This is a genomic window from Pseudomonas sp. GW823-FHT02C02 (assembly GCF_058797635.1).
Window position 1 is genome coordinate 156,679 of sequence record NZ_JBXAJV010000002.1, and the last position, 20,527, is coordinate 177,205.

General features: G+C 60.0%; 8 protein-coding genes. 3 read left to right on the forward strand and 5 right to left on the reverse strand.

Translation table 11 applies throughout. The annotated features are described in order from the left end of the window. Positions 1-10: 10 nt before the first annotated feature. Entirely contained in the window at positions 11-832 is an 822-nt protein-coding gene (locus tag AC1ROI_RS03475) for an aldo/keto reductase (protein ID WP_102593390.1), read from the reverse strand. 112 nt (positions 833-944) lie between these two features. Next, the gene (locus tag AC1ROI_RS03480; RefSeq protein WP_102593391.1) at positions 945-2,093 is read right to left on the reverse strand and encodes an aldose epimerase family protein; all 1,149 of its coding nucleotides are present in this window, start codon (positions 2,091-2,093) and stop codon (positions 945-947) included. Between the two features lie 250 nt (positions 2,094-2,343). Here AC1ROI_RS03480 and AC1ROI_RS03485 point away from each other — a divergent pair, with 250 nt between their 5' ends. Together AC1ROI_RS03485 and AC1ROI_RS03490 are read left to right on the forward strand one after the other, a co-directional pair. Continuing rightward, positions 2,344-3,093, forward strand: coding sequence for a hypothetical protein (locus tag AC1ROI_RS03485; RefSeq protein ID WP_083377214.1), 750 nt, complete (start codon positions 2,344-2,346; stop codon positions 3,091-3,093). A 256-nt stretch (positions 3,094-3,349) separates the two neighbouring features. Beyond that, positions 3,350-4,135, forward strand: coding sequence for a sulfite exporter TauE/SafE family protein (locus AC1ROI_RS03490; protein ID WP_010458623.1), 786 nt, complete (start codon positions 3,350-3,352; stop codon positions 4,133-4,135). A gap of 181 nt (positions 4,136-4,316) precedes the next feature. On the opposite strand, the gene AC1ROI_RS03495 is transcribed toward AC1ROI_RS03490, so the two are convergent. The 3 genes from AC1ROI_RS03495 to AC1ROI_RS03505 are packed head-to-tail and all read right to left on the reverse strand — an operon-like array spanning position 4,317 to position 8,730. After that, positions 4,317-5,645 carry a TolC family outer membrane protein gene (locus AC1ROI_RS03495; protein ID WP_077750012.1) on the reverse strand — a complete coding sequence of 443 codons (1,329 nt, stop codon included), beginning with the start codon at positions 5,643-5,645 and terminating at the stop codon, positions 4,317-4,319. A 1-nt stretch (position 5,646) separates the two neighbouring features. Beyond that, the gene (locus AC1ROI_RS03500; protein WP_077750010.1) at positions 5,647-6,987 is read right to left on the reverse strand and encodes an HlyD family type I secretion periplasmic adaptor subunit; all 1,341 of its coding nucleotides are present in this window, start codon (positions 6,985-6,987) and stop codon (positions 5,647-5,649) included. 6 nt (positions 6,988-6,993) lie between these two features. Then, positions 6,994-8,730, reverse strand: coding sequence for a type I secretion system permease/ATPase (locus AC1ROI_RS03505; RefSeq protein ID WP_010458626.1), 1,737 nt, complete (start codon positions 8,728-8,730; stop codon positions 6,994-6,996). Positions 8,731-9,423: 693 nt separating this feature from the next. Here AC1ROI_RS03505 and AC1ROI_RS03510 point away from each other — a divergent pair. After that, entirely contained in the window at positions 9,424-20,409 is a 10,986-nt protein-coding gene (locus tag AC1ROI_RS03510) for a peroxidase family protein (protein WP_102593392.1), read from the forward strand. The last annotated feature ends 118 nt before the right edge of the window (positions 20,410-20,527 follow it).

Sequence of the window (20,527 nt, forward strand, 5' to 3'; positions counted from 1 at the left end):
CCGCGATGGCTTAGACCATGGCCAACCGGTGCTTGCGTTGTGGCGCGTGAAACGCGTGGTCCAGCGCCTTCAAGTCCTCGTCGTCGAGCCGCAGTTGTGCGGCCTGCGCATTCAGTTGCACATGTTCAGGAGCGACCGCTTTGGGGATGGCGATCACGCCTGTCTGTCGCAGAATCCATGCCAGTGCTATCTGAGCCGGCTTCGCGGCGTGACGGGCGGCAATCTGCCTGAGCGCCGGATGGGTCAGCATCGTTCCTCCCTGACCGATGGGACAGTATGCCATCAACGGCTGCTGATGCTGTTGACACCAGGGCAGAAGATCAAATTCGATGCCGCGCTCTTCCAGGTTGTACAGCACCTGGTTGGTAGCGCAGGCCGGTGAGTTCAATTCCTCCAGGTCGTCAACGTCGAAATTGGACACGCCCCAACGGCCGATTTTGCCGTCTTCTCGCAGGCGTTCGAAGGCTGCGACGGTTTCCTCGAGCGGATACTGGCCGCGCCAATGCAGCAGGTATAAATCGATGTAATCGGTGTTCAAGCGCCGCAGGCTGCGTTCGCAGGCCTGGGGGATGCCTTTGCGGCTGGCGTTGTGCGGGTAGACCTTGCTGACCAGGAAGACCTTGTCGCGCAGGCCTGTTATGGCTTCACCCACCACTTCCTCCGCGCCGCCTTCGGCATACATCTCGGCGGTGTCAATCAGGGTCATGCCCAGCTCGATGCCCAGGCGCAGCGCGGCGACTTCCTTGTTGTGTTGCGAGGGATCTTCGCCCATGCGCCAGGTGCCTTGACCGATGACCGGTACGTCGACGCCGGCCAGTTCGAGGGTCCGCATGAAAACCTCCTTTTTCGAATCGATAGATACTCTCCAGTTGGCAGCAGAATACCCCGGTGGTTCCGTGGACGTGTAGCAGCTGCTCGGCAGCTGCTTGATTGTGGGGGGATGTTTAGTGGGCCGAAAACTTCAGCACAGTGCTCTGGGTATAGGTCTTGCCCGGGTCAAGTCGGGTGGACGGGAAGTTCGGCTGGTTCGGTGAGTCCGGGTAGTGCTGGGTCTCGAGGGTAAACGCGCCCCAATGCGGATAAACCTTGCCGCCCTTGCCCTTGACCGTGCCATCGAGGAAGTTGCTGGTGTAGAACTGCACGCCGGGTTCAGTGGTGTAGAGCTGCAAGCGGCGCCCGGAGAGTGGGTCGCTGACATCGGCCGCCAGCTTGCTCACATCACCCTTGGCGTCCAGGGCCCAGTTGAAGTCAAAGCCGCCCTGTTTCGGCTCGGCGAATTTCAGTTGCGGGTGATCGGCCTTGATGTTTTTGCCGATGGCGGTGGGTTGTGTGAAGTCCATCGGCGTACCCGCGACCGGGGCCAGTTCGCCGGTCGGAATCAGTTTGGCGGTGACCGGCGTGTAATGGGTCGAATGCAGGGTGACGAGCTGTTTCAGAACATCCCCGTTGCCCGCGCCGGCGAGGTTGAAATAGCTGTGATTGGTCAGGTTCAGTACGGTCGGTTTATCAGTGCTGGCCTTGTAGTCGATGCGCAGTTCATTGTTCTCGGTGAGGCTGTAAGTGACCTCGGTCTTGAGGTTGCCGGGGAAGCCCATTTCGCCGTCCGCCGACAGATAGGTCAGGGTAACGCCCACCGAATCCTTGCCTTTGCTCGGCTGAGCTTTCCACACGTGCTTGTCAAACCCCTGCGGGCCGCCGTGCAGCGAGTTGGAGCCGTCGTTGAGCGGCACCTGATAGCGTTTGCCGTCCAGTTCGAACGCGCCGTTGGCCAGGCGATTGCCGAAACGCCCGATGGTCGCGCCAAAGTACGCGGTGCCGCTCTGATAGCCCTGAACGTCGTCAAAACCCAGCACCACGTCGTCGAGCTTGCCGTTTTTGTCCGGCACCTTCAGCGACTGCAAAATGCCGCCGTAGGTAATGATGGTGGCTTGCAGGCCATGGCTGTTGCGCAAGACGTATTGCTCGACGGGTGTGCCGTCGTTGGTCTTGCCGAAGGCTTTGTGTTCGCTGGACAGGCCAGCCGCTTGAGTGGGGAGGGTGGCGATCATCAGGGACAGTCCGAGGCCGGAGAGCAGGTGTCGGGAGTGCAGCATGGTTGACCTTCCTTTTTGTTGTTTTTGGAATGTAGTCATACTAATGATCGATTTCGATCGTCGATCAAGGAAGGATTTATAGCTGATATGTGAAGTGTTGCAATTAAAAGTATGACTAATATGTCGGTGTTCGTTATGGAGGCCAGGGTTTACGGACCATCGGCACTGCACTTTTTCAGCTTTGGCGGCTCTATCCTTGGCCAGCCTGCGGCGATCCCCTCCGTCGGCCAATGCCCAAGTTCAAGCACCCATGGCTCGAGTTTTACCCTTCTTCGCTTCACTTCTACGGCGCCGATGCCTGCTGCTGGCCAGCCTGTCGATGCTCTTCGCCAGCGGTTGCAGCCAGCAACAGGGTAGCGACATCGTCAACCAGTTCCGCGAAGGCACGCCCCAGGAATTCCTCCAGACCAGCGTCGACCGCATGGCGACCCTGGCGATGCGCGACAACCTCGACAGCCTCTACTTGCTGATGAGCAAGCTCTACCTGCGTAACCCGGACGAGTTGAAAAAATCCGGCTTCCTCGACGCCCGCACCGCCGGTAAACAAGTGCGCCTGGCCATCGAACAACAGCAGCCGCTGCCGACCCTCGGTGGCAAGAAGGACCTCGCGGCGCTGAGCTACGCCATGAGCCCTGAGTTTCTCGGCGACCGGGTCGGCGCCTTCATCTACGCCATCGGCAGCATGCTGGTCACCGCTCACGGCAACCGTCTCGAGTTCTATATGACCGATGCGATCAACCCGACCTTCGTCAATAACGCCGCCCGCAACATCGAGAAAGCCACCTGGATCCTGAGCCAGCGGCAAAACAAAAACGGCGAGCCCTTGCTGTTCTCCAACGAAATTTCGGAGGAGGGCAGCAACCTGAGTTTTGCCGTGGAGTTCGGCAAGATCGTCGCGCGGCTGGATCTGCTGACGCAGATGCTGGACGAGCGTTATCGGCGGATCGGCCTGAACTACGCGCAGAGCTTGCTGTTTTTGAATTTCCTACCCGTGCAGTAAATCATCCCCACCGCACTCACTGACACAGCAGATCCCCCTATAGGCGCGAGCCTGCTCGCGATAGCGTTGGCACATTCAATATCACGTGACTGAAACATCGCCATCGCGAGCAGGCTCGCTCCTACAGGGGGGGTTGAGTAAATAGGAAAAGTAGTAAGTTGTGGAATAACGATAGTTCGCATCGATATAACTGGTTATAAGAAAAATCGCTATGCTGCGGTCCAGTTTTTCCATGCGTTTTATTGCGGGCGTGTTAATGGATTTCGTTAACTTCGGGTTGGTGGTGGCAGGGTTGGTCGTCGGCTTTATCGTCGGCATGACCGGGGTAGGCGGTGGGTCTTTGATGACCCCGATTCTGCTGTGGTTCGGTATCAATCCGGCCACGGCGGTGGGCACCGACTTGCTGTACGCGGCCATTACCAAATCCAGCGGTGTGCTGGTTCATCGCAAGAACAACAATATCGACTGGGCGATCACCGGTTGGCTGACCCTCGGCAGCGTGCCGGCAGTAGCGCTGACGTTGTGGTTCCTGAGCAGTTTGCAGACTTCTCCCGACGCGATGAATGCCGTTATCAAACAAGCCCTCGGCTTCGTTCTGTTTGCCACGGCCCTGGCGATTTTCTTCAAAAAACGCCTGCTCGACTTCGCCCACAAACGGGCTGGCGGCCATTACAACCCCAGCGGTTCGCGCCTGAATGTGTTGACGGTCATCACCGGTCTGGTCCTGGGCACCATGGTCGCGCTGACCTCGATCGGTGCCGGCGCCCTCGGCACCGTAGCGCTGTTCATCCTCTATCCGTTGCTGCCGACACGCCGCCTCGTCGGCACGGAAATCGCCCACGCCGTGCCGTTGACCCTGGTCGCCGGCCTGGGCCATGCCAGCATGGGCAACATGGATTGGCAGGTGCTGGGTTACTTGCTGGTGGGTTCGCTGCCGGGGATTTACCTGGGCAGCCACTTGACCGGTCGTATCTCCGACGAAGTGCTGCGTCCTTGCCTGGCCACGATGCTGGTGTTGATCGGCTACAAACTGGCGTTTTAGCGTGTACCCCAGATAAAAATGTAAATTGTCTAGTCTTGAAGCAGGGCTACGCCTGTTTCACCCGAACGCCCGATGCACCGCATCGGGCGTTTTGTATTTTAAGGACAGGTGTGGGCACTCTTGGTTGTCGATAAAGATCGCTGCCGCACCCTCTGCTCAAAAAGTGCTGCGCAGGTGAACGTCAGTTGGTGACCAACAGTTCCGGGCCGAGGTAGTCGTTGATGTGGTCAATATCGTCGTCGCCCAGACTGCCCACCGAAGAGGCCAGGCGCAGGCGCGACATCAAGTAGCGCAGCTTGGCCTCGAACAGATCGTGGCGTGCATCGAAGAGCAGCTCTTCGGCATTGAGAACGTCCGAGTTGGTGCTGGTGCCGCCTTCTTTGAAGCCTTTGCGTGTCGAAGTCAGTGAGCGTTCGTTGGACTCCACTGCTCTCTCCAGCGCGCGAATACGTTGGGCGCCGCTCTCTACGCCGCGATACTCACGGGTGGTACCGGAGATGACTTCCTGGCGCGTAGCGTCGAGTTCGTCCAGGGCCTTATAGCTATTGGCGCTCGCCTGGCGCGTCAACGCGCTAGTGCCACCACCGTTGTACAACGGGAAGTTTGCCTCCAGCCCGATTGAGGCGTAGCGGTTGCGTTGATTCAGCTCGGAGATTGATTGGCTATCGCCCGCGGTGTAGCCGGCAACGAAATCAAGTGTCGGCCAGTGACCAGCCCTGGCGCGCTTCACTTCTTCTTCAGCGAGGTCGCTGCTATGACGGCGCGCATGGATCAGCGGGCTGTCAGTCTGAGCCTTGATTAACCAGTCCTGCAGGTTGCTCGGTAGCAGCGGTGGCGTATTGAAGGTCGGACGCAAGGTGGTCAGGGATTCGGGGGATTCTCCGATGTATTCCTCAAGCTTGCGGCGCGCGTTGACCAGGTTGTCCTGCGCTTCGATCAGCTCAACCGCGGCGAGGTCGCGGCGAGCGATCGACTCGTCGATGTCGGTGACGGTACCGGCCCCCAACTCCATGCGTCGTTTAGCCGAAGCGAGTTGCTCGTCAAAGGCGCTTAACTTGGCTTTGGCAAGGATGATGGTTTCGCTGGCCAGGAGCACGTCGAAATAGCTTTCGGCCAGGCGCACTGCGGCGTCCTGACTCTTGGCATCGAACACCGCGACGCTGTAGTCGGCACGCTGTTTACCCTGGCGGAACTCGGCCATTTTCTGTTTGTTGAACAGCGGCTGGCGCAAGCGCACGTTAGCGCCCTTGGAGTCGTAGTCGAGATCCCTTTCGATGCCGCTCTGGCGCTGGGTGCCATTGACCTTGTTGTCGTAGGCCGAGGCACTGATCTGCGGTAGCAGGCCGGCCTGGCCAATGGCGCGGTTTTCCAGGCCGGCCTCTTTTTCATGTACGGCGGCGCGATAGACGGGGCCTTGGTACTGCAACAGATCCCAGGCTTGCTTGAGGTCCATGGCGCCAACCGGGAAGGACAGCGCAAGCAAGCAAAAGATCAGGCAATGACGGTCCATTTCATTGTTCCTTGAACGAGCTGTCGACACGCTCGAGCATTGGTTTGAGAAGATAGCTCATCAAGTTGCGCTCGCCGGTCTTGATGGTGACGCTGGCGGGCATACCGGGACGAATGTGATTGCTGCCAAGCTGGCTCATGCCATCGGGAGTGACTTCTACCTGTGCCAGATAGAACGGTTGCTTGCTTTCCTCGTCGAGCAGGCGGTCGGCGGAGACTGTCTTCACACGGCCAGGGATGTTGGGCGTCTGGGCATGGTTGAAGGCCGGAAACGCAATGTCCACGGCCAGGCCGGGGACCATCTTGTCGATCGCCTGTACCGGAATCATCGCGTCAACCTGCAGCGGTTCATTGTCCGGAACGATTTCCATGATTTTGAAGCCGGGCTGAATGATCCCGCCGATGGTCGCAATGCTCAGTGAATGGACGATGCCATCGATCGGCGAGCGAATCACCGTGTGGGTCACTTCATAGTCCAGCGCACGCAAGCGGTCGGCCAGGGTGGTATTTTCCTTGGCGGTGTCGGTGAGCTGCGATTCGACTTCCTTCTGGTAATCGTGCTGGCGCTGAAGGATGCGCAGCTTGATTTCGGTGGTCTGGCTGCGTATGCGGGCGATGTTGTTGAGGTTTTCGGCCTGGCCGGCGGAGAGGTCGGAATTGCTGCGTTCCAGCTCAAGCAGGCGGTTGCGTGGCACATAGCCTTCGGCCGCCAGCACGCGGGTACCTTTTAGTTCCTGGTTGAGGAAGTCGATCTGCGAGGCGCGGGCGCCATAGACCTGCTGCAGGCCCTTGAGCTGCACCGCCGACGCCGCGAGGTTTTCCTGAAGGATGCTGATTTCGCCAGCGAGGCCGGCGCGTCGGGTGTCCAGCAGGCGTTGTTGCAGATTCATGGCGGCCACCAGGCGGTGGTCATTCCCGAAGCGCTTGAGCAGTTCAGGGTCGTAGTTCACCACGTCGCGGCCGTCGCGTTCCGCTTCCAGACGGTTTTCCACCGTCTTGCTGACGATGTACTGGGCGCTGACCGCACCCTGTTCGGAGGCGGCGCGCAGCGAGTCGAGGCGGACCAGCTCCTGGCCTTTTTTCACTGCATCACCTTCGCGAACAAGAATGGCCTCCACAGTGCCGCCGGTCAGATGCTGCACGGCTTTACGATTGCTGGTGACTTTGACCGTGCCAGTCGCGACCACGCCGGCATCCAGTGGCGCCAGCCAGGACCACAGGAGGAAGCCGCCGAAGCCGGCGAGCATCAGCAACATGCCCCAGCGCACGGGTTTACCGACGTCCAGATCCACCACGTTCCTGGGATCGGCGAGAATCATCTCGGTGTGTTGGCTCATTTGCATGATCGGTCACTCCCGTGATTTGACGGAGGCCAGCGGAGTCGATGCGCCTGCAGGCATCACACTGGCCTTGCGCAGCGCTGCAAATACTTCATCGCGAGTACCGAGCATCTGCACACCGCCGTCGCGCAGCATCAGCACCTTATCGACGGCGCAGAGCACATTGGGACGGTGGGAAATCAGAATGACGGTGGCGCCGCGGTTTTTCAGTTGAGCCAGCGCCTCGACCAAGCCCTTTTCACCGACGTCGTCGAGGTTGGCGTTCGGCTCGTCCAGCACAATCAGATTGGGTTCTCCATACAGCGCGCGAGCCAAGGCGATGCGTTGCTTCTGGCCTCCGGACAGCGGGCTGCCATCGGTGCCCAGACGGGTCTCATAACCCTGCGCCAAACGCAGGATCATCTCGTGCACTCCAGTCGTCCTGGCGGCGCGTATGACCGCATCGCTGTCCACTTCGCCAAAGCGCGCAATGTTGTCGGCGATGGTGCCCTCGAACAGCTCCACGTCCTGTGGCAGGTAACCGAGCCAGGGGCCAAGTTCGCCCTTGTTCCAGGTGAATATGTCCGCGCCGTCCAGGCGCACCTTGCCGGCCTGCGCCGGCCAAACGCCAACCAACAGACGAGCGAGGGTGGATTTGCCCGAGGCGGATGGACCGATAATGCCAAGGCTTTCGCCGGGGGAAAGGTTGAAGCTCACTCCGCGCAGAATCGTGTTGCTGGTGCCGGGCGCACCGGCATACACATTCTCCACCGCCAGCATGCCCAGCGGCCGCTGCAGCGACATGCTCGGTGGCCGGCGAGGATAGTCGTTCAGCATCTCGTTCAACCGGGCCCAGGCCGAACGGCAGCCAAGCAATTGCTTCCACGACGCGATGACTTGTTCAACCGGGGCCAGCGCGCGGCCGGTGAGGATCGAGCAAGCAATCATCATCCCCGGGGTGATCTTGCCTTCGATCGCCAGCAACGCGCCGGCGCCGAGGATCAGCGATTGCAAAGTGATGCGCACGAAGCGCCCGGTACTGCTGATCAGGGCAGCACGGTCGGAAGCCAGGGTCTGCATTTCCAGAATGTGCAAATGGCTTTGGTACCAGCGCTTGCCGATCGAAGGCAGCATGCCCATGGCCTCGATAACCTCGGCGTTGCGCAGGTTGTTGTTGGCGTAGCTGGCGGAGGTGAGGGCAGCCTGATTGGCTTCGGCCAGTGGCTTTTGCGTTGCCTTCTCGGTGAGATAAGCCAGGCCCACCAGAATCAGCGAGCCGATCAGCGTGACCAGTCCGAGCAGCGGGTGGATCAAATAGGCGACCAGCAGGTAGATGGGGGTCCAAGGCGCATCAAAGAATGCGAACAGACCATTGCCGGTGAGAAATTGACGCACCTGTGCGAGATCTTGCAGGGCCTGGGCCGGATTGCCTCCGGCGCGACTCAGGTTGCGCTCGAATGCTGCGGTGAAAATGCGTCGATTGAGGTCCATGTCGAGGCAGTTGCCGACTCGGATCAGCACGCGGGTGCGGAACATTTCCAGCGTGGCCATTAGCAAGAACAGGCCTATCACCAGGAAGGTCAGCATCGTCAATGTTGTGACGTTACGACTGACCAAGGCCCGATCGTAGACCTGCAGCATATAAATAGCTGGCGTCAACATCATGACGTTGATGACGCCGCTGAATCCGGCCAACGAGTAAAAACTGCGGCGAAGTCGAAAGAGCGCGTCGGCCAGTTCGGATCGGGTACTTGAGAGCTTGTGCATTTGATAGACCCTCACCGAAAAGCCGGGTGTGCTTGCGGCAAAAAGCAGCAAGGAAAATGTGTGAAAAACCATAGATGTAGTTGCGAATGCTTCTCGCGGACACAAGCCATAGCGTTCCTGGAAAAGTTCCGTAAATTTTTATGTTCACATGCAGCAGCGTAGGTGGCGTTTGTCTCTCTAGCGATACAGTTTGAAATAACATTTCGCTCTAGTAGTTCGTATGAATATTTATATGTCGTTTAATAACAGTAAGTTGGCATGTCCAATGACGATGATATTTTTTTACGTCGTAATATTGACAGCGCATTGCTATAGAACTTTAGTCATGTTCAAGGGCGCCCGTCTGAATCTTGCCATCGCTTCGAAAGTGCAGGGCACGGTGGTCCTGAAGGAGCACGGCATGTCGATCATTTTGTTCTGTTGCACCGTGACGGAGCTGTTCAGGAAGTTCGCTTCGACTTCCCGATTCCATGGCCCACCAGTGGCTCGGAATCGCTCTGCCTAAACGCTCAGCGAGCAATTTCATCCAGCGAATTCCAGGCGCGCATTCACCGGCGCAGGGGACGGCTTTGCCTGCCCCACGCCTGCTCTCGCCAAACACTGAACCAACGAACTGCGCAAGCCAGCACGTGACTTGGCGCGGGAGGATTTATTCGTCCCGAGCCTTTCCCATATAGATCGAGGGCAATCGAAATGGCCAATTTCAACAAGTCGGACCTGGAGTTCATTCTCAAGCAAATCTTCATCGCAGAAGCGCATGCCGACGGCGCCAGCCTTAGTGATTTGCTACCCAACAGTCAGGTGCCATACGGCCTGCGAACCGTCGATGGCAGCTACAACAACCTGGTCGCCGGACAAAGCGAATTTGGCGCTGCGGACAATTCCTTCCTGCGCCTGCTTGACGCTTCGTATCGTGCGTCGTACGCCGGGACAGGGACGGTGGTCGATCCGCAGCCACGGATTATCAGTAACCTGATCAACGACCAGACCGCCAACAACCCGGCCGCTGTCGCTGCGAACGGTGGTGCTGACCCAGTGATCAGCCCCGGTCTGGACGGCGTGTTCGGCACGGCCGACGACAAGGAAGTATTCTTCATCCCCAACGAGTCGCCGGACGCCGGCCTGACCGCCGGCTTCAACTCGTGGATGACCTTCTTCGGCCAGTTCTTCGACCACGGCCTTGATCTGCTCAGCAAGAGCAGTACCGACGTTGTGTTTATTCCGCTGCAGCCGGACGATCCGTTGTTTGTGCCGGGCAGCCCGACCAACTTCATGGTGCTGCCACGTGCAGTGCGTACGGCCGGCGCGGACGGAATTGTCGGCACTTCCGATGATGGTCAGCCCAACACCACCTCACCGTTCGTAGACCAGAGCCAAACATACAGCTCGCACCCGTCGCACCAGGTGTTCCTGCGTGAGTACGTCCTCAACGCGGCCGGTGACCCTATTGCAACGGGGCGCTTGATTACCAACCGCGATCTCGGCGCTGATGGCAAATTCGGCACGGCCGATGATGGCGACGGCGAAAGCGGCGGCATGGCGACCTGGGCAGTGGTAAAAGCCCAGGCCCGTGACATTCTCGGCATCAACCTGACCGACCTCGATGTGCACAACGTGCCGTTGCTCGCGACTGATGCCTATGGCAGCTTCATCCGGGGGCCGAACGGTATGCCGCAGGTGGTGATGCGCACCAGTAACGGTACCGACGGTATTGCCGGGACGGCTGATGACGTCACGCAACTGGTCGAAGGCAACCGGGATGCGCCGATCAGTCTGGCCAACGCCGTAAGCACCGGACATGGTTTCCTCGACGACATCGCCCACAATGCCGCGCCGGTCGTCGTCGGTGGGGTTCTGCAAGCGGATGCCGACGCCGATGTCGGCAATGCGCAGCCCGTGGGTGCGGGCGGCAACAACCTGACCTATGACAACGAACTGCTCGACGCCCACTACATTGCCGGCGACGGCCGGGCGAACGAAAACATTGGCCTGACCGCCGTGCACCATGTGTTCCACTCCGAGCACAACCGCCTGGTCCAGCAATCCAAGCAAACCATCCTGGCCGCCGGCGATCTGGCGTTTCTCAATGAGTGGCTGGTGGACGACGTCGCCGCAATGCCTACGACACTCGCCGAAATATCAGCCTTGGTGTGGGACGGCGAACGCCTGTTCCAGGCCGCCAAGTTCGGCACCGAGATGCAGTACCAGCACCTCGTCTTCGAAGAGTTCGCGCGGACCATTCAGCCGCAGGTTGACGCATTCCTTGCCCCCAACGGGTATGACACCTCGATCAACCCGGCCATCCTCGCCGAGTTCGCCCATGTGGTGTATCGCTTCGGTCACTCGATGTTGACCGAGACCGTCGATCGCTTCGACCCCGAGTTCAATCCGCTGCTCACTGACCCGAACAACCCGGATTCGCAAATGGGTCTGATCGCGGCCTTCCTCAATCCGCTGGCGTTCGCCGGCAGCGGGGCCACTGCGGACGAAGCGGCAGGGGCGATCATTCGCGGTGTGACCCGCCAGCTCGGCAACGAGATCGACGAGTTCGTCACTGAAGCGTTGCGCAACAATCTGCTCGGTCTGCCCCTCGATTTGCCGGCCTTGAATCTGGCGCGTGGTCGCGACACGGGTATCCCGACCTTGAATGAGGCGCGGCGTGAGTTCTACTCATCAACCGGCGACAGCCAACTCAAGCCGTACATCAGTTGGGCAGACTTCGCGGACAACCTCAAACACCCCGAGTCGTTGGTCAACTTCATCGCAGCCTATGGCACGCATGAAACGATTACGGCGGCGACCACGCTGGCAGACAAACGCGCTGCAGCCCTGGCGCTGGTATTCGGTGGCGATGATGCGCCGGCTGACCGCCTGGACTTCCTCAACAGTACCGGCGCCTATGGCAACGTAACGCTGGCCGGCAAGGATGGGCTGCTGGGTACTGCCGACGACGTGACGGGTGTAACGATCACGGGCGTCGACGATATCGACTTCTGGGTCGGTGGCCTCGCCGAGCAGAAGATGCCGTTCGGCGGTATGCTCGGTTCGTCGTTCAACTTCGTGTTTGAGACCCAGATGGAGGCGTTGCAGGACGGCGACCGCTTCTACTATCTGTCACGTACCGCGGGCCTGAACTTCGGCACCGAGTTGGAAAACAACTCCTTTGCCAAGCTGATCATGCTCAACACCGATGTCACACACCTGTCGAACACCGTGTTCCTGACGCCTACTTACACCCTGGAAGTGAATCAGGCCAATCAGTTCACTGGCCTTGGCGCGGGCAGCGCCGATCCAACTGGCGGCCTCATGATCAACGGTGTGGAAATCGTGCCGCTGGTGATCCGCGATAACCCCGACACCGTGGGGGCGGACAGTAATTATCTGCAATATACCGGCGAAGACCATGTCGTCCTGGGTGGCACCGCTGGCAATGACATCATCGTCTCCGGTGAGGGCGATGACACCCTTTACGGCGACGGTGGCAACGACCGCCTCGAAGGCGGCGCCGGCAACGATGCGGTACTGGGCGGCGCGGGCGATGACATCATCACCGACTCGTTCGGTGACAACCGTCTGGAAGGTAATGCCGGTAACGATGTGATCGTCGCCGGTAGCATGCTGGTTGGCGGCAACCTGATCCTGGGGGGCGATGGCCAGGACTTCATCATCACCACCGAAGACATCAGCACCACCTTCGGCGGTCAGGGTGACGATTTCATCCTCGGGGCCAAGACCAACCTGCCAGCTACGGGCAACGAAGGTGATGACTGGATCGAGAGCGGTACCCAGGACGGTGCGCCAGGCGATAACGCCTCGCCGTTGCTCAATGACGACGTGATCGGCAACGATATCTTTGTCGGTGGTGGTGGCTTCGACGAAATGATCGGCGAGGGTGGCGATGACATCTTCGTCGGCAGCGATGCCCAGGACAATATGGACGGCATGTCCGGTTTCGACTGGGTGACCTACAAAAATGACAGGGTCGGTGTGACCGTTGACCTGACCATGGCCACGCTGGCGCAACCACACGGCAACGCGCCAAACCAGAACAACGGGCCGTTCAATCCGGTCGGTGCCTCACCGACCTCGATCCTCGACCGTTTTGCCGAGGTCGAAGGCTTGTCCGGTTCGCAATTTGGCGATGTGCTCAAGGGCGATAATGTTGATGCGGTCACGATTGCCGACCACGGCGGGACCACGGGCAGTGCGCTGACCAATGTGGCGTTGATTCGCGGACTGGAGCAATTCCTGGCCGATGCCGGCTTGCCGACCACTGGTTTTGCCACGGGCAATATCATCCTCGGTGGCAATGGCAGTGACCTGATCGAGGGGCGTGGTGGCGATGACCTGATCGATGGCGACAAATGGATCAACGTCAGAATTGCGGTGTATGGCCCCAACGACGTCAACCATACCGGCCCTGAAATCGCCACCTTCGACAGCATGGTCGACATGATTCCGTTCATGATCGACGGCACCTATAACCCAGGTCAGCTCAAGGCCGTGCGGGAAATCCTGCCCGGCACTTCGACAGGCGGGGCGGCTTTCGACACTGCCGTTTTCTCCGGCCTTCAGTCTGAGTATGTGGTGACGCGTGACACCCGAGGCACGGCCAATGTGGCGGACGATGTCTGGACAGTGACCGATACCGAAGCGGGTCGCGACGGCACCGATACCTTGCTGCATATCGAACGCCTGCAGTTCGCCGATACCCAGCAAGTGCTGGTGCCGGATCTGAACGCACAACCGTTGGGCAGACCGACCGTCGCGGATGGAAACGGCGGCGCGATCACAGTGGGCGACACATTGACGGTGAGCATGGCCGGAGTGCGCGATTCCGACAACATCACGGTGGGTAACCCGCAGGGTTTCGTCAACAATGCCTCGGTGTCCTACTATTGGCAGTTCGAAGCCGACCCCGGCACCGGCGTGTTCGAAGACATCATCCAGCTGCCAGCGGGTGACCTGGCGTTCCAAAGTGCCGACGGCACCACGTTCAAGGTCTCGCCGGATCTTGCCGGGCTGGCACTGCGGGTCAAAGCGATCTACCAGGATGGTCACGGCACGACTGAAGTGGTGTTCTCGCAACCGACTGATGTGGTGGCTCCCGGCGAGCCGGTTGTGCCGACGGCGCAGACACCGGTAGTCAATGCCACCGCGGGGGGCGAGGGCCTTAACATGGTCCGCTCCGACCTCAACTTCATCCTTGATCAGATCAAGATTGCCGAGGCTGATGCGGCCGGTCAGGACATCCTCTCGCTGATCCCGAATATCCGCGCGCCGTTGGGCCTGCGTGCGGTCGACGGCTCGAACAACAACCTGATGAACCTCAACGGCATCAACAACACCGAGTTTGGTGCCGCGGATAACACCTTCCCGCGCTTGACCGATCCGGTCTTCAATCCGGCGGAAGGTGCTCCTGCCGGCTTCTTCGGCCCCGGCTCGCCGGCCATTCCGGGATCGTCGTATCAGCAGAACAGCGGCTTTGTGTTTGACTCGCAGCCGCGCACGATCAGTAATCTGATCGTCGACCAGACGTCGAACAACCCGGCGGCCTATGCCACTGCTTACGACCCGGGTGCGGACGGTGTGCTCAACTTCGGCGCAGAGGGGAACGACGACGTGCTCAAGGATGGCACTCGAATAGTCGCCAGCCCCGGCATGGATGGTCAGTTCGGTACTGCCGACGACCATGATGTGTACCTGTTCGAGAACACCGCGTCGGACGCAGGGTTGTCCGCGCCGTTCAACGCCTGGATGACCTTCTTCGGGCAGTTCTTCGATCACGGTCTGGACCTGGTGACCAAAGGCGGTTCGGGCACGATCTTCATCCCGCTGCAACCGGATGATCCGCTGTATGTGCCCGGTGGCAACACCAACTTCATGGTGCTGACCCGCGCGACCAACCTGCCCGGGGCGGATGGGGTTCTCGGCACGGCCGACGACATCCATGAGCACACCAACACCACGTCGCCATTCGTGGATCAAAACCAGACCTACAGCTCGCACCCATCACACCAGGTTTTCCTGCGCGGTTATGAGCTGACCGACAACGGCCCCATCGCGACCGGCAGATTGATCACTAACCGTGACCTGGGGGCGGATGGCAAGTTTGGTACCGCAGACGACACCGAAATCGGTGGTATGGCGACCTGGAAAGTGGTCAAGGCGCAGGCCAACGACATTCTGGGTATTCGCCTTACCGACGCCGACGTCGACAACTCCCCGCTGTTGGCGACCGACGCTTATGGCAATTTCATCAAGGGGCCCAACGGCTTCCCGATGGTCGTGATGAAGGGCGCTGACGGTCTTGGTGGCACGGCTGATGACGTCCTTGTCGAAGGCAATCCGCTTGACCCCATTAGCCTGACCAACGCTGTGCGTACCGGTCACCAGTTCCTCGCCGACATTGCCCACAATGCGGCGCCGGTGTTCAGCGGTGGCGTGCTCGTGCCTGACGCGGATTCGGATACTGGCAACGCAGTGCCGTTCAATCCGCAGACCGGGGCCAACCTGGCCTACGACAACGAGTTGCTCGATGCGCATTACATCGCTGGCGACGGCCGGGTCAACGAGAACATCGGCCTGACCGCGGTGCATGCGATCTTCCACTCCGAGCATAATCGGCTGGTCGCGCAGACCAAGGACACCGTGCTTGATTCGGGTGACGTAGCCTTCCTCAACGAGTGGCTGCTCACTCCTGTGAGCGCTTTGCCCGCCAACCAGGCTGAGATCGATGCGCTTGTGTGGAATGGCGAGCGCTTGTTCCAGGCTGCCAAGTTCGGCACCGAGATGCAGTATCAGCACCTGGTGTTCGAGGAGTTTGCGCGGACCATCCAGCCCAACGTTGACCTGTTCTTTGCACCGACCCAGGTCTATGACGTTGACCTCGATGCCTCGATCGTCGCCGAGTTCGCCCATACCGTGTACCGGTTTGGCCACTCGATGCTGACCGAGACCGTCGATCGCTTCGACGTCGACTTCAACGTGATCGGCGATCCGAACAGCGCTGATCCTGATCAGCAACTCGGCCTGATCGCGGCGTTCCTCAACCCGTTGGCGTATGCCGCCAGTGGCGTGACGCCCGAAGATGCGACCAGTGCGATCGTGCGTGGGATGACTCGGCAAGCCGGTAACGAAATCGACGAGTTCGTCACCGAGGCGCTGCGCAACAACCTGCTCGGCCTGCCGCTCGACCTGCCGGCGATCAACATTGCCCGTGGCCGCGACGTGGGGATTCCTTCGCTCAATGCGGTCCGCCGCGACATCTACAGCCAAACCGGTGATACCCAACTCAAGCCTTACATCAGCTGGGTCGACCTGGTGCAGCACCTCAAGCATCCAGAGTCGTTGATCAACTTCATCGCAGCCTATGGCACGCATAGCACGATCACGGAGGCGACCACACTGGAAGCCAAACGCGCTGCAGCCATGGCGCTGGTATTTGGTGGTGATGATGCGCCGGCTGACCGCTTGGACTTCCTCAACGGAACCGGTACCTGGGCCAACGTCACGCTGGCCGGCAAAGATGGGGTGATGGGGACTGCCGACGATCTGAAGGGAGTGACGATCACGGGCGTAGATGCCATCGATCTCTGGATCGGCGGCCTGGCCGAAGAGAAAACCCCGTTCGGCGGCATGCTCGGCTCGACCTTCAACTTCGTGTTCGAGAACCAGCTGGAAAAACTGCAGGACGGTGACCGCTTCTACTATCTGGAGCGTACGGCTGGCCTGTCGATGAATGCCGAACTGGAAAGCAATTCGTTCGCCAAGCTGATCATGGCCAACACCTCGGCTACGCACTTGCCGGGCCTGGTGTTCTCGGACCCTGGTTTCTATCTTGAAAGGGACCAGAGCAAGCAGTACAACGATGGCTTGGGCAACGCTGATCCGCTTGGCGAGAACGGCGAGCAGGTCGTGTTCCGCGACAACCCGCTGACCGCAGGACCGGACACCAACTACATCAAGTACACGGGTGATCAGCACATCGTGCTGGGCGGCACCAACAATGCCGACATCCTCATCGCCAGTGAAGGCGATGACACGGTCTGGGGTGACGGCGGCAACGATGTCATCGAAGGCGGTGACGGCAACGACCAACTGCGCGGTGGCGCCGGCGACGACATCATCACCGACCGCGGCGGCGACGATAACATCCAGGGGGGCGACGGCAACGACGTGCTGCACGGTGGCAATGGCGTCAACCTGATCATCGGCGGGTTCGGCAATGACTTCATCGTGACCGGCGAGGACGCCTCCGAGGCTATTGGTGGCCACGGCAACGACTTCATTCTGGGCAGCAAAGCCAACGAGCAGGACATGGGTAACGAAGGCGACGACTGGATCGAGAAGGGCACGTCGGACGGTGCGCCTGGCGACAACTTCGACCCGCTCGGCAACGACCCGATAATCGGCCACGATGTGTTCATCGGCGCTAGCGAAAACGACAAGTTCAACGGCGAGGGCGGCGACGACATCATGGTCGGCAGTCTCGGCCTGGGTGACCGCTATATCGGTGGCTCCGGCTATGACTGGGCAACCTTCAAGGGGCTCGCCCAGGGCGTGACCATCGACTTCACCGATCGCTTTTTCGATGTTCCGCCGGTGCCGGGTTCGGGGGCTTCGGCGCTGGTGCGGTTCGACATCATGGAAGGTTTGTCGGGTTCATCACACGGGGACTACCTGCGCGGTGATAACGAAGATGCCACAACACTGCCCGGCGCCGGAGCAACTGGCAGTGTGCTGACCAACATCAACCTGATCGACGGCCTGGTTGATCTTCTGCCCGCCGGAGCAACGTTCTTCGACGGCGGCAACATCATCCTCGGCGGCAGCGGCAGCGACCTGATCGAAGGTCGCGGTGGTGACGACATCATCGATGGTGACAAGTGGCTGAACGTGCGTATAAGCGTGCGGGAAAATGTCGATGGTACTGGCGAGGAAATCGCCACGTTCGACAGCATGGAGCCGCTGGTGCCGTTTATGTTGAACGGTACTTACAACCCGGGCCAGTTGGTCATCGTGCGGGAGATTCTGACCGGCAATGACAGCTACGACACTGCATTGTTCTCCGGTAATTTGGGGGAATACGGCATCGAGATCGATGGCGACACTGTCATCGTGACCGACTCGGTGGCAGGGCGTGATGGCGTCGATCGCCTGACAGGCATCGAGCGTCTGCAGTTCGCTGACGTGGCGCAATCGTCCGGAGTGGGCACCGCTCAAAACAACGACCCATCGGGTCATCTGGCAATCCTCGATGCTGCAACCGGTGTGCGTGACGAAACGCCTGTTGCCGGCCAGTTGCTGCGAGTCAGTGATCGGGCGGTACACGACGCGGACAACCAAAGCGGGACCAACCCGACCGGTGCGGTGACTGGCGGGGTGGCTTACTACTGGCAGGTCGAAACCATTGCCGGCACGGGCGTTTATGATGACATCACCTCCCTCGCTGCGGGCGAGGCAACGCGGGCGATCGGCACCACCTACCGGGTGACGGACGATGTGGCAGGTCTGAACATCCGCGTCCGGGCGGTGTACCAGGATGCGAAGGGCACGCTGGAGATCGTCGATTCGTCCGGGAACAGCACACCGACCGAAGGGCCGACCGTTACCGGGCTTGCCGTGCAGAACCAGCTGTTGACCGCTGACCCGTCGAGCATCATCGACCTCGATGGCCTGAGCAATCCGCAGTTCACCTATCAGTGGCAGGCGAACGACGGGCTTGGCTTCGTCAACATCGCCGGCGCTACCGGTAGCACGTTCGCGCTTGGCCAGGCTCAGGTCGATCAGGAAGTGCGCGTGGTCATCGGTTACGTAGATGCTTTCGGTGTGGCCGAAAGCGTTTCGTCCAACATCCTGGGGCCGGTGGAAAACGTCAACGATGCACCGACTGCAGGGCCAACCTTAACCGGGCTTGCAGTGCAGAACCAGGTGTTGACCGCTGACCCGGCGAGCATCATCGACGTCGATGGCTTGAGCAATCCGCAGTTCACCTACCAATGGCAGGCGAACAACGGGTCTGGCTTCGTCGACATCAACGGCGCTACCGGTAGCACGTTCGCGCTTGGCCAGGCTCAGGTCGGGCAGGCAGTGCGCGTGGTCATCGGTTACGTGGATGACTTCGGTGCGGCCGAAAGCGTTTCATCCAACACCCTGGGGCCGGTGGCCAACGCCAATGATGCACCGACAGGCGCATTGCTGATCAGCGATACGACACCGAATCAAGGGCAGGTGCTAACCGCGCTGACGGGCGAGATTGTCGATGCGGATGGGCTGGGCACCTTCAGCTTCCAGTGGCAGCAAGGTGTCGGTGTGTCCTTCACTGACATCAACGGTGCGACTGCTGCGACCTTCACCCCGGGTGCGGCGCAAGGCAATCTGCAACTGCGAGTGATCGTGCGCTACACCGATGGCTTCGGCACGCTGGAGTCGGTGACCTCTGCGGCGACGGCGGCAGTAACGGTACTGAGTGGCGTGGTCCTGCAGGGCAATGCGTTTGCGAACACCCTCACCGGCACTGCGGGTAACGATGTGCTGATTGGCCTGGGCGGGAGCGATACGCTGAATGGCCTGGCCGGTATCGACCAGTTGTTTGGCGGCACGGGCAACGACATCCTCAACGGCGGAGACGACAACGACGTCCTCAATGGCGAGGACGGCACCGACACCCTCAACGGTGGGCTCGGCGCGGATACCATGAACGGCGGTGCCGGCAACGACACGTTTGTGGTCGACAACGTCGGTGACCTTGTCACCGAGGCGCTGGGTGGTGGTACCGATCTGGTGCGAACCAGTCTGACGAGCTACCAGCTCGGTGCCAACGTCGAGAACCTGACCTATACGGGAACCGCAAACTTCACCGGTACCGGTAACGCGCTAGCCAACATCATCACCGGCGGGGTGGGTAGCGACCTCCTCAATGGCGGTGCAGGTGCTGACCGGTTGGTGGGGGGCGCCGGCAACGATACCTATGTCGTCGACGCAGCCTTGGACGTGGTGGTCGAGGTGTTAGGTGGCGGTACGGACACCGTGCAGACCTCGCTGGCCAGCTACACGCTTGGCGCTAATGTCGAGAATCTGACCTACACCGGAGTCGGCAACTTCGTCGGCAACGGCAACGGGTTGAACAACGTCATCACCGCCGGAGCGGGTAATGACACCCTCAATGGTAACGACGGCAACGACCAACTGTTCGGTGGCATTGGCACCGATACCCTGAACGGCGGCAATGGCGATGACAGCCTCGACGGCGGTGATGGGGCGGATGTCTTGAATGGTGGATCAGGCAACGACACGCTGCTCGGTGGTGACGCTAACGACATATTGTTGGGTGGAACCGGCATTGACTTTATCGATGGCGGAATTGGCAACGATACGGTCACTGGCGGTGCCGGTAACGACATGATGGTTGCCAGCAGTGGCAACGATATCTTCATGTTCGCAGCGGGCTTCGGGGCCGATCAGATCATCGGCTTCGATGCCGACGCGGTGGGAGGCCAGGACCGGCTCGATATTTCCTCGTTCGGCGTCACTGCTGCGACCTTTGCCGGCATCGTTATCATCACCGATATCGGTGCGGATACCTTGATCAGCTCCGCAGGGCCTGAATCCATCCGCCTGGTCGGTGTGGCCGATGCAACAACCGTCACTGCCGCAGACTTCATTCTGGCCACTTGAGGTTCTGATCAGCAATGTCGCAGGGAGCGTGGACATCGGAGGGGAGGGCAATGGATGCCCTCCGTTTTTTTAAAACTCTGGCCGTTTGTTCGGCCGAAAATGCGTGAACCACTCTGCC

Excerpts from the sequence above, each read along its gene's own strand:
- AC1ROI_RS03505 (WP_010458626.1), bottom strand. The coding sequence starts at position 8,730 with ATGCACAAGCTCTCAAGTACCCGATCCGAACTGGCCGACGCGCTCTTT.
- AC1ROI_RS03500 (WP_077750010.1), bottom strand. The coding sequence starts at position 6,987 with ATGCAAATGAGCCAACACACCGAGATGATTCTCGCCGATCCCAGGAAC.
- AC1ROI_RS03475 (WP_102593390.1), bottom strand. The coding sequence starts at position 832 with ATGCGGACCCTCGAACTGGCCGGCGTCGACGTACCGGTCATCGGTCAA.
- AC1ROI_RS03510 (WP_102593392.1), top strand. The coding sequence starts at position 9,424 with ATGGCCAATTTCAACAAGTCGGACCTGGAGTTCATTCTCAAGCAAATC.
- AC1ROI_RS03485 (WP_083377214.1), top strand. The coding sequence starts at position 2,344 with ATGGCTCGAGTTTTACCCTTCTTCGCTTCACTTCTACGGCGCCGATGC.
- AC1ROI_RS03480 (WP_102593391.1), bottom strand. The coding sequence starts at position 2,093 with ATGCTGCACTCCCGACACCTGCTCTCCGGCCTCGGACTGTCCCTGATG.
- AC1ROI_RS03490 (WP_010458623.1), top strand. The coding sequence starts at position 3,350 with ATGGATTTCGTTAACTTCGGGTTGGTGGTGGCAGGGTTGGTCGTCGGC.
- AC1ROI_RS03495 (WP_077750012.1), bottom strand. The coding sequence starts at position 5,645 with ATGGACCGTCATTGCCTGATCTTTTGCTTGCTTGCGCTGTCCTTCCCG.